General features: G+C 41.8%; 7 protein-coding genes. 3 read left to right on the top strand and 4 right to left on the bottom strand.

All coding sequences use genetic code 11. The features are described 5' to 3' along the window. Positions 1–269: 269 nt before the first annotated feature. Together CF596_RS04325 and pgsA are read left to right on the top strand one after the other, a co-directional pair. Positions 270–1064 carry a thioesterase family protein gene (locus CF596_RS04325; protein ID WP_096901351.1) on the top strand — a complete coding sequence of 265 codons (795 nt, stop codon included), beginning with the start codon at positions 270–272 and terminating at the stop codon, positions 1062–1064. A 105-nt stretch (positions 1065–1169) separates the two neighbouring features. Next, on the top strand, positions 1170–1757 hold the full coding sequence (pgsA, locus tag CF596_RS04320; protein ID WP_004975835.1) for a CDP-diacylglycerol--glycerol-3-phosphate 3-phosphatidyltransferase: 588 nt from the start codon (positions 1170–1172) through the stop codon (positions 1755–1757). 49 nt (positions 1758–1806) lie between these two features. On the opposite strand, the gene CF596_RS04315 is transcribed toward pgsA, so the two are convergent. Further along, complete coding sequence (locus CF596_RS04315) at positions 1807–3609, bottom strand: ABC transporter ATP-binding protein (protein WP_096901350.1); 1803 nt, start codon at positions 3607–3609, stop codon at positions 1807–1809. 142 nt (positions 3610–3751) lie between these two features. Here CF596_RS04315 and CF596_RS04310 point away from each other — a divergent pair, with 142 nt between their 5' ends. Beyond that, positions 3752–4369, top strand: coding sequence for an alpha-ketoglutarate-dependent dioxygenase AlkB (locus CF596_RS04310; RefSeq protein WP_096901349.1), 618 nt, complete (start codon positions 3752–3754; stop codon positions 4367–4369). Between the two features lie 89 nt (positions 4370–4458). Here the strand turns inward: CF596_RS04310 and CF596_RS04305 are convergent, their stop codons facing one another. The 3 genes from CF596_RS04305 to CF596_RS04295 form a co-directional block, all read right to left on the bottom strand. Beyond that, positions 4459–5241 (bottom strand): IclR family transcriptional regulator C-terminal domain-containing protein, encoded by a 783-nt coding sequence (locus CF596_RS04305; RefSeq protein WP_004975841.1) that lies wholly within the window; start codon positions 5239–5241, stop codon positions 4459–4461. A gap of 152 nt (positions 5242–5393) precedes the next feature. Beyond that, complete coding sequence (ruvX, locus tag CF596_RS04300; protein WP_096901348.1) at positions 5394–5837, bottom strand: Holliday junction resolvase RuvX; 444 nt, start codon at positions 5835–5837, stop codon at positions 5394–5396. Beyond that, positions 5830–6384 carry a YqgE/AlgH family protein gene (locus tag CF596_RS04295; RefSeq protein WP_004975844.1) on the bottom strand — a complete coding sequence of 185 codons (555 nt, stop codon included), beginning with the start codon at positions 6382–6384 and terminating at the stop codon, positions 5830–5832. The genes ruvX and CF596_RS04295 overlap by 8 nt, the downstream gene beginning before the upstream one ends. Between the last annotated feature and the right edge of the window lie 65 nt (positions 6385–6449).

The raw sequence follows: 6449 nt of genomic DNA, 5'->3' as shown, positions 1-6449 counted from the left end.
CGTATCAACTTTGCCAAAAGAATAAGCCTAAAATTCATGTGATTAAATCTTTGGCTTATCCGTAACTGGGGTTAGCTAAAAATCTTGCGAGATATATCTCTCACGTCGCAAACATAGACGAATTGTCAACAGACCCTATTTACTGCATAAAAAGCAGTATTTTCTACAAAGGTAAATAGCAAAAAAGTGCATTGACTCTGTCGTCATTGAACATTCACATCAGATCGAAACCCTGTAATATCAACCACAACATTGTTTAAGGAAAAGCTATGTCGTTGCTACAGACCTATCAAGCCATTGCCGAGCAAGAATGGATAGACATCCCGCTTGGGTGGTTACAGGGGCGCACTATTTATGGTGGATTGGTGGCAGGTTTGATGATGCAAAAAGCCCAGCTTTGTATTGCCGATCCGAAAAAGCGCTTGCTAAGCAGCAGTGTCACGTTTGTCGGACCTGTGCAACAAGGTCGGGCACGGCTCACGGCGGAAATTCTGCGTGAAGGCAAATCTGTGACCAGTGTCGAAGTTCGTTTATGGCAGGATGATGCAGTACAAAGCATTTTAATTGCCAGTTTTGGTGCGGCACGTGAATCCAGCATTGTGGTGCAACAAGAACGTACTGCGCCCAATTTTCCACCTGCAACGGAATTGCCTGTTACACAGCATCATCCTTTAGCACCTGAATGTTTTCAGCAGATGGATTTGGTTTGGTCTGAAGGACAATATCCGTTTACTGCTAGTCATAAACCTGATTTTGCAGGCTGGATGCGTTTTAACCCAAAACAGCATACGAATCGTGCCATGACCATTGCCGATTTGATGGTGGCTTTTGATATGTGGCCGCCTGGAGTACTGCCGATGTTTGAGCAGCTCGCTCCTGCCAGTTCACTGACTTGGCATGTGACCTATGTCAATCCTTTGCAAAATCAGCTGCAAGATTGGATGAAATATAAAGTTTTTACCGATCATGCTAGCGGTGGTTATGCCACAGAATATGCGCACTTATGGGATGATCAGGATCGGCTAATAGCGATTGCCCGACAGACCATCACCGTGTTTGCCTAGTGACACCTACTAGCATTTCGTATAAAGTGAAGCCTATTCACGATGACAAATCCTCAAAAAACTTGTGAATATGCAGCGTAAAGAGGGGAAACATTGGCGGTGTCTATGACAACAGGTCGTATCCTGAACATTCCAAATATATTAACTTTGGCTCGAATCGCCTTGATTCCTGTTTTTTTGTTGGTGGCGTATTGGCCGCCTGCAATGGGCGTAAATGGTTATGATGGTGGCATGACGCGTCATATTATTTTGACGTCTATTTTTGTGATTGCTGCTGTGACCGACTGGTTTGATGGCTATTTGGCACGTACTTTGAATCAGACCTCTGCATTTGGGCGCTTTTTAGACCCTGTGGCCGATAAACTTATGGTCGCTGCGGCATTGATTGTTTTAGTGCAATGGCAACCGACTATTTCTATGGCTTTTGCCGCGATTGTAATTATTTCCCGTGAAATTACCGTATCTGCCTTACGAGAGTGGATGGCTGAACTCGGCGCACGTACCAGTGTGGCGGTGTCTACAGTGGGGAAATATAAAACAGCATTCCAAATGATTGCGATTTCAGTGTTCTTATTGAACTGGCAACCATTGGAAATGGTGGCTTATTTGTTGCTCTATACTGCTGTAATTCTAACGCTTTGGTCGATGTTTATTTATTTAAAAGCGGCATGGCCATATTTGAAACAACCTTAAATATCGTGATTCTTCATTAAAAAGTGCTTCTGATTGAAGCACTTTTTGATTAACTATGGGTTTCTTCCTCGGCATCATCCTCATAAGTTTTGGCAATTTTTTCAATATTTAAACTTTTTGCCATCGCATCAAAAATTTCTTTATAAACCCCATTTTGATGATAAAGCGCATCATGTTCGCCATGTTCCGCAATCCTGCCATCTTTCATGACATAGGTGTAATCGGCATCAATAATTTGCGATAAGCTATGTGAAATGATGATGACCGTACGCCCTTGTTTAATTTCATCGAGGCTTTGTTTGATTTGTTCGGTTGCAATGGCATCCAGACTAGCAGTCGGTTCATCTAAAAAAATAATAGGTGGATTTTTCAGGAACATACGTGCAAGGGCAATCCGTTGTTGTTGACCGCCTGAAAGCATGAGGGCATCTGCGTCATAAGCCTGAGGCAATTGCAAAATTTGTTCGTGAATAGAGGCTTTTTGGGCTGCCAGAATCACATCTTCCAAGCTTGCATCAGTTTTGCCATAACGAATATTTTCAAAAATAGAGCCTTGGAAAATATGATTTTTTTGCAAAACCAAGCCGATATGGTCACGCAAATATTGAGTGTCGATGTGGTTAATATCAATCCCATCGAGCTGAATTGTTCCCTGTTGTGGTTCATAGAATTTATCTAATAAACTGATCAGGGTAGATTTTCCTGCTCCCGACAATCCCACCAATGCGGTAATTTTATTGGGCTGAATCTGCATTTGAATGTCTTTGAGTGCATGATGTCCATTCGGATAAAAAAAGTTTACCTGTTGCAGATCAAACTGCCCTCGAATAACTGGTTTAAGCGTACCACTTGGCTCAATTTCATGCTCGGCTTCCAAAATTTGAAAGAAGCTTTCTGAATAGATCATTGCATCATTGACTTCATCATAAATACGATGCAATGAGCGAATTGGGGCAGAAACATTGCCAAACAGTAACACGTGATACATGATCATGCCGATGCTCATTTGTCTATCTAACACAAAATAAGCAGTTAAAATAATAATCAGCACCACGCCAATTTGTTCAATAAAGCTTTTTAAACCATCAAATAAAAAACTGGTTTGGCGAGTCTGCATTTGATTGTGGGTCAGTTTTTTCTGCAGGGTGAGTTGTTTTTCTGCTTCGATGCTTTCTCTGTTAAATGATTTAATCACGGTAATTGAGTTGATGATGCTGAGAATCCCTTGGCTTTTTTTCTCACGTCCATCACGTAAATTACGTCGCCAGCTTCCTAGTTTTTGTGCCTGCTGATAGGTCAGCCAAAAATAAATAGGCACAATGAGTGTCGCGACCAAACCCACATAAAAATTGGCATAATACATTAAGCCCAAAGCCACAATTGCACTGGTAAAGAGTGGCAAAATATCAATAAAGAAAATTTGCACTAAGCGGGTGAGCGAACCAATGCCACGATCTATACGTGTTTGTAATTTACCTGCTTGGTTGTTGTCCTGATTAAAAAAGGCCAGTCGATAACGCAAAAATTTCTCAATAATGCCCTGTGCCAAATCTTGTGACACAAAAATGCATAGTTTTTCACCATAAAACTTCTGTCCAAACTGCACAAAGGCATTGATGATTTCTTTACCCAGCAAAATGGCTGAAATGGTGATTAAAATGTGCCAGCCTGCAGACAGACCTTGTCCTGCCTCAATTAAGGCGTTAATACGGTCAACAGCGTATTGTAAAGTTAGTGCATTGACTTGAGCTGTTAATGAGCCGATGAGCGTTAAAACTAAGGTAGCAATCACCAAGAGCTGATAAGGTCGAACGAAGGGACACAATTTTTGAAATAAATGCCATAAATTCATAAGCTATTATTGTTATAAGAACGATGATTTTAAGTCTAAGGATGAACTTCACGACTCACAAGCCAAAAAGCTGTGTCATTTTGTGAGCAGTCCTGATCCTTGTTTTAGATTAAACAATAAGCTATTCAGCATAGGAATGACCATGAATCTAGAATTGTTTGCACCTGAGCGTTGTGACAACGTACTGCCTTATGACGGCATTGTGCAGGACTATGGTTTGGTGCTGAGTGCGGAGCATAGTGAGCGTTATTTGCAGTATTTTCTGCAACATTTGGCATGGCAGCCTGATGAAGGTCTGCTCTTTGGTCAGTATTATCGGACACAGCGCCAAGTGGCATGGTATGGCGATGAGCAGTATCAATATCGTTATTCGGGAGCAGTTAAGCAGGCACTGCTATGGCAGCCTGCTTTGTGGCGATTGAAACAGCAAATTGAACAATGGGTCGGGCATCCCTTTAATTCATGTTTGGCCAATTTATATCAAGATGGTACGCAGGGCTTGGGTTGGCACAGTGATGATGAGCCGAATTTAGGCAGACACGCTGTCATTGCATCTTTGAGTTTGGGGGCAACCCGTAAATTTTGTTTTCAGCATAAACACCGCGCCAACAAGGTTGAGCTACTGTTGCACAGCGGTCAGTTGTTGGTCATGCGTGGCACGACACAACACTATTGGAAACATGCCTTAATGAAGTCCAATAGAATTATACAACCCAGAATTAATCTGACCTTTCGCTATTTTCACACGGCTATTGAATAAAACTTGATTTAGCACTCTAAATCCTTATTCAGGAATAAATTTTAATTGTATTTAAATTCAGTTCTTTAAGGTATCAATAACCTAAATCTTTAAGTGAGTTCTATACTAAAACTGGTATTCAGTACTTCCACCTGTTTTTCAATTTGTTCTGCATTATCCTGCAAAATTTCAATCAGTTTTTGCAAATTGACAAATTCAAAACGGTTTTTAGATGCCAGCAGCGTCAATGCATAAGGTGCATCTTTAGATGAAAAACGAATCGGTACAGATAAGCCTGCAATTTCTGCATCGAGTTCGCCGTTAGAAAAATAATAGCCTTGTTTTTTGATTTTGCGCATTTGCTGCAAAAAGTCATCTTCATCTTGTGCAAAATTGACTTGTGCCAATTCGTTAGAAAAACGTTGGTAATAGTCTAAAATTTTAGCTTTAGGCAGATGTGCCATAATAATTTTTGGCGATGAGCCGACATAAACAGGACGTGGGCAGCCGCGACCATAAGACAGCAAAGGCGTATCTTTAAAGATTTCGTGATGCACATCAATGCAGGAATCTTGATTGAGTTGGGTCAGCAAACAGCAAAATTCAGTACGTTCCGCAATTTTTTTCATAAACGGAATACTGATGGTGACCAATGGATCGGTCGTGCGAGAGATAAAATCCAATACCGCAATTTTTGGCCCTAGGGTGTAATCTCCCGATGTGCCACTCATGCGCTGCAACAACTCTGCTGAAACCAACTCTTTTAAATAGCGGTAACTGGTGGGCTTAGATAAACCGAGTTCCTCACTAATGGTATCTACATTAATGACAGGACGTGCGGTTGAAAATAAGTCTAAGACTGTGAGAATCTTGCCAAAGCTAGACAGTGCCATGCGGATTTACCCATTCACACCAAAAGGATGGTGTCACTTTATATCAAAAAATCGCCAGACCAATAGACTTTTTACAGATGGTCTTAGGCATTCTAACGATCAATGTCCCAATTCTTTTGCATTTGTCGATGTTATCTATTCAGAAATAGGATTTAAGGCTGAACGCCGTGAGGGTCACGATACCAGCTTTCAATCAATAGTGCTGCGGCAAGACTATCGGCAGCGAGTTTTTTACCACGCCCTTGGGCTTGATAATGATCAAGCTCATCACGTGCTTCACGTGTGGTTAGGCGTTCATCGACCATTAGGGTGTTGATATTGCTTTGATGGCGTAAGCGTCTAGCAAACTTACGCGCACGGGTAGACAGTTCTGACTCGCTATCATCCATATTTAAAGGTAAGCCCACTAGAAATAATTGTGGCTGATGTTGCTTGATAATTTTTAGCAAGTTTTCCCATTGCGGAATGCCATCTTTCATGGGGAAGAGGGCGAGAGGGGTCGCACTTTCAATCAGTGCCTGCCCCACAGCCATGCCCATTTTTTGCGTACCGAAGTCAAATGCCATAATGGTTTGGGCTTGTGTTGTTTCAGGCATGACCAATCTCGGAAGATAACCATGTTGGATCTACGCCCATTTTACGATAAGCGGCATCCCAACGGTCGTCATAAGGTAAATTGAAAATCAAGTCCATGTCCGATTCACAAATGAGCCAATCGCCACGGGCAATTTCTTGTTCCAGTTGCTGTTTGCCCCAACTGGCATAGCCCAAGGCAATTTGGTAACGTCCAACGCCTTCGTTGTGGGCAATCGCATCTAAAATATCTTTAGAGGTGGTGATACAGACATTTTCACCAACAGCGATAGATGAATGCCAAGTTGGCTGCCCTGTGTGTAAAACAAAACCTGCCTCAGGTCGTAATGGACCACCTTGTAGAACTTCGTGAGGATGCACATTATCTGCGTCTATATCTAAATCATTGAGTAATTCTTTGATTTGGATACCCGATGGACGGTTGATAATAATGCCTTGCGCACCGTCTTCATCATGACGTGCCAAATAGATGACGGTGTTTGCAAAAAACTCATCATTCATATCGGGCGGGGCTATGAGACAGCGATGCGTCAGATATTGTTTAGTCACCTAAGCAATTCTCCTTAAAAACAGTTGCTTCTAGAAAAACCTATTCCTTTAGGATACACGTTACT

The sequence above is a fragment of the Acinetobacter sp. YT-02 genome (assembly GCF_002412355.1).
GTDB classification, from domain to species: domain Bacteria; phylum Pseudomonadota; class Gammaproteobacteria; order Pseudomonadales; family Moraxellaceae; genus Acinetobacter; species Acinetobacter towneri.
This window is presented reverse-complemented; position numbering and strand designations above follow the sequence as displayed.

Coding starts and splice junctions, on each gene's coding strand:
- CF596_RS04310 (WP_096901349.1), top strand. CDS start 3,752: ATGAATCTAGAATTGTTTGCACCTGAGCGTTGTGACAACGTACTGCCT.
- CF596_RS04325 (WP_096901351.1), top strand. CDS start 270: ATGTCGTTGCTACAGACCTATCAAGCCATTGCCGAGCAAGAATGGATA.
- ruvX (WP_096901348.1), bottom strand. CDS start 5,837: ATGCCTGAAACAACACAAGCCCAAACCATTATGGCATTTGACTTCGGT.
- CF596_RS04305 (WP_004975841.1), bottom strand. CDS start 5,241: ATGGCACTGTCTAGCTTTGGCAAGATTCTCACAGTCTTAGACTTATTT.
- pgsA (WP_004975835.1), top strand. CDS start 1,170: ATGACAACAGGTCGTATCCTGAACATTCCAAATATATTAACTTTGGCT.
- CF596_RS04315 (WP_096901350.1), bottom strand. CDS start 3,609: ATGAATTTATGGCATTTATTTCAAAAATTGTGTCCCTTCGTTCGACCT.